The 3,206-nt window shown below is 36.8% G+C and carries 3 protein-coding genes; 2 read left to right on the top strand and 1 reads right to left on the bottom strand.

Features of this window, described 5'->3' with window-relative positions; genetic code table 11:
- Positions 1–187 precede the first annotated feature (187 nt).
- The gene (locus AACU95_RS14255) at positions 188–1,093 is read left to right on the top strand and encodes a LysR substrate-binding domain-containing protein (protein WP_049200693.1); all 906 of its coding nucleotides are present in this window, start codon (positions 188–190) and stop codon (positions 1,091–1,093) included.
- Between the two features lie 73 nt (positions 1,094–1,166).
- Here the strand turns inward: AACU95_RS14255 and AACU95_RS14260 are convergent, their stop codons facing one another.
- Positions 1,167–2,042 carry a pirin family protein gene (locus AACU95_RS14260; RefSeq protein WP_004244304.1) on the bottom strand — a complete coding sequence of 292 codons (876 nt, stop codon included), beginning with the start codon at positions 2,040–2,042 and terminating at the stop codon, positions 1,167–1,169.
- Between the two features lie 279 nt (positions 2,043–2,321).
- Here AACU95_RS14260 and AACU95_RS14265 point away from each other — a divergent pair, with 279 nt between their 5' ends.
- Positions 2,322–2,999: a hydrolase gene (locus AACU95_RS14265; protein WP_004244302.1), complete on the top strand. Its 678-nt coding sequence runs from the start codon at positions 2,322–2,324 to the stop codon at positions 2,997–2,999.
- The last annotated feature ends 207 nt before the right edge of the window (positions 3,000–3,206 follow it).

Genomic DNA, 3,206 nt, shown 5'->3' on the forward strand with positions numbered 1-3,206 from the left:
CAGAATTAAAATAATCTCCATTTTTATTTATATTATATTGCTATAATTAATGGTTATTTTTATTTTACTAAAATATCAGCCTATAATATATTATTAGCGTGAAAATAGATCATAATATATGTATCATAATTTCCGAAGCTGAAACAATTCAGTTTTTATATAATGACAATTAAATAGGTAATAGGCGATGAAGTATGATCTAAATGACCTCTATTATTTTGTTAAAGTGGTGGAGTTTGGCGGTTTTTCACAAGCGGCCGAAACGTTAGGTATTCCTAAATCAAAACTTAGTCGTCGTATTGCTGATTTAGAAGAGAGACTAAAGGTCTCGCTGATCTATCGTTCAACTCGTCAATTTCATGTCACTAAGATAGGGCAAACTTTTTACCAACAGTGTAAAAATGTCGTTGAACAAGCGGAGATTGCTCAAGAGGTTATTTGTTCAGCACAAGGGCACCCTCACGGCACGATCAAACTCTCTTGCCCAGTTGCATTACTGCAAATTTATATTCAAGATATTTTGGTGGATTTTATGGCAAAATATCCTGATATCAATATACAAATTTTAGCGATCAATCGCCCTGTGGATGTGATCAGTGAAGGTCTTGACTTAGCTTTACGAGTTAGAGCATTACCTTTGGATGATTCTGGCTTAACGATGAAAATATTAGGCTATTCTCGCCGTGTTTTAGTTGCTAATCCGCTATTATTTGCAACCAACAGTGCGCCTGATTCTCCAGAGCAACTTGCTGATTATCCTATTTTAGCTAATAGCGAACATTCGCAGCAGTATACGCTAACGCTTACCCATAATGATGGTACCGTTTCAACGCAACATGTTACACCTAAATTAGCGACAACGGATGTGATGACTTTATATAAAGCAACATTAAAGGGACTTGGGATCACGCGTTTACCATTGAGTGTCGTAGAGAAAGAGTTAACAGATGGCTCTTTGGTGGAAGTCTTACCACAGTGGCGTTTTCCTAAAGATGTTATTCATGCCGTGTATCCGTCACGAAAAGGTTTATTACCTGCTATTCAAGTGTTATTAGATTATTTAGCGCAGAATATGGCTCCATATAAAGAGTAAAAAATAGATACAAACGACTGCTCTAAGTGAGCAGCCGTTTGTTATAAAAGTTATAGAGCAAGGAGAGTATTAATCATATTTCGTTTGGGATACGACCAAATTTACCTTGGTTAAAATCATCAATAGCTTGCCTAATTTCATCTTTGCTGTTCATCACAAATGGACCATAACCAACTACAGGCTCATTAATTGGCTCTCCGCTAAGATATAACACAACTGCATCTTCAATGGCTTCAAGGTTAATTGAGCCACCTTGATTATCTAAAATAACCAAATCGCCCGTATTTAATTGAGTTTGGCTATCAAGATAGGCGCTACCATGGAGTATCACTAATCCCACATAGCGATCTTTTTTGCTTGGTAAGGTCGTAGATTTACCACTTTTCAATTGAATATCCCAAACGTCAACAGGTGAAAAGGTTTTTGCCGCCCCTTGAGTTTGATGATATTCCCCCGCAATCACGCGCAGTTGTCCGGCATCATTCGCTAATGGAAGCACTGGAATAGCACTCTCTTTGAGTAACTGATAGCCAGCAGGCGCTGATTTAGCATGAGATGGGAGGTTTACCCATAACTGCACCATATCAAGTATGCCTCCCGCTTGGTTAAAGGCATCAGAGTGATACTCTTGATGTAATATACCTGATGCTGCGGTCATCCATTGTACATCTCCAGGGCCAATCACTCCTCCTTCACCTGTAGAATCGTGATGTGCCACTTCCCCTTTATAGACAATAGTCACAGTCTCAAACCCACGGTGAGGGTGTTCGCCTACACCACGGTTATGGCCTTGAGAGGCTGGAAAATCAGTCGGGCCAGCTCTGTCTAATAATAAAAATGGATTTAAATATTTACCATGATCACCATAACTAAATAGTGAGCGTACATGGAAGCCATCACCGACCCAATGTTGACGAGGCGCTTTATAAACACCAATAACTTTTTTCATAATGATATTCCTATAAAATTTCTATAGGTGGTATTCTAATGAGCTATATTGATTTGAGTAGAGGGGAAAATAGGTTTCATTATTCTAAAAATAGAACAATGACAAAAGTGTTTCAGTGTTCTATTTTTAGAATAGTGTTTATCATTATTGCTACTACCGACTTTTTAATTAATTGACTATTGTTAATTATATCGAGAGCGAGGAGATAATTAACGCTATTTCCTTATATCTTCTTCATATTGTTAATAATCGTTTTTGTTAATTAGAAGGAATAAATAAATGAGTACTCCTGCAAATTTCAATGGTCAACGTCCAGTTATTAATCCAGATGATGCTGTTATGTTATTGATCGATCACCAAAGTGGTTTATTCCAAACCGTTGGCGATATGCCAATGACGGAATTACGTGCTCGTGCTGCGGTATTAGCAAAAATGGCAACATTAGCGAAGATGCCAGTTATTACAACGGCTTCTGTCCCTCAAGGTCCTAATGGCCCATTAATTCCAGAAATTCATCAAAATGCACCACATGCTAAATATGTTGCCCGTAAAGGTGAAATTAACGCATGGGATAACCCTGAGTTTGTTGAAGCTGTGAAAGCAACGGGTAAAAAGCAATTAATTATTGCTGGTACTATTACGAGTGTTTGCATGGCGTTCCCAGCAATTAGTGCTGTTGCTGAAGGTTATCAAGTTTTTGCTGTGATTGATGCATCAGGAACGTATAGCAAAATGGCAGAAGAAATTACCTTAGCACGTATTGTTCAAGCCGGTGTTGTGCCTATGGATACGGCAGCAGTGGCTTCTGAAATGCAAAAAACTTGGAACCGTGCAGATGCCGCTGAATGGGCTCAAGCTTATACCCAAATATTCCCTGCTTATCAGTTATTAATTGAAAGTTATAGTAAAGCTCAAGATGTTATAAAGAATAATGAAACTTTAGATTCACAACGTTAATTTGTTCTTGAATTTATTTAAAACTTATTAATTTAAAAATGCCTATAAATATTATTTTTATAGGCATTATTTTTGCTTTTTTTCAATAATATTGTTTTTAACAAGGGTGTAAAAGTAAAGTGTAGACTTATGTTTATTTATATGAAAATTATTTAAGGCACTTTGTTTATTAATAAAGTGCTTTTTATTTGTTGATAATATCGGCTA

The organism is Proteus sp. G4415, from assembly GCF_963896075.1.
Taxonomy (GTDB): Bacteria; Pseudomonadota; Gammaproteobacteria; order Enterobacterales; family Enterobacteriaceae; genus Proteus; species Proteus mirabilis.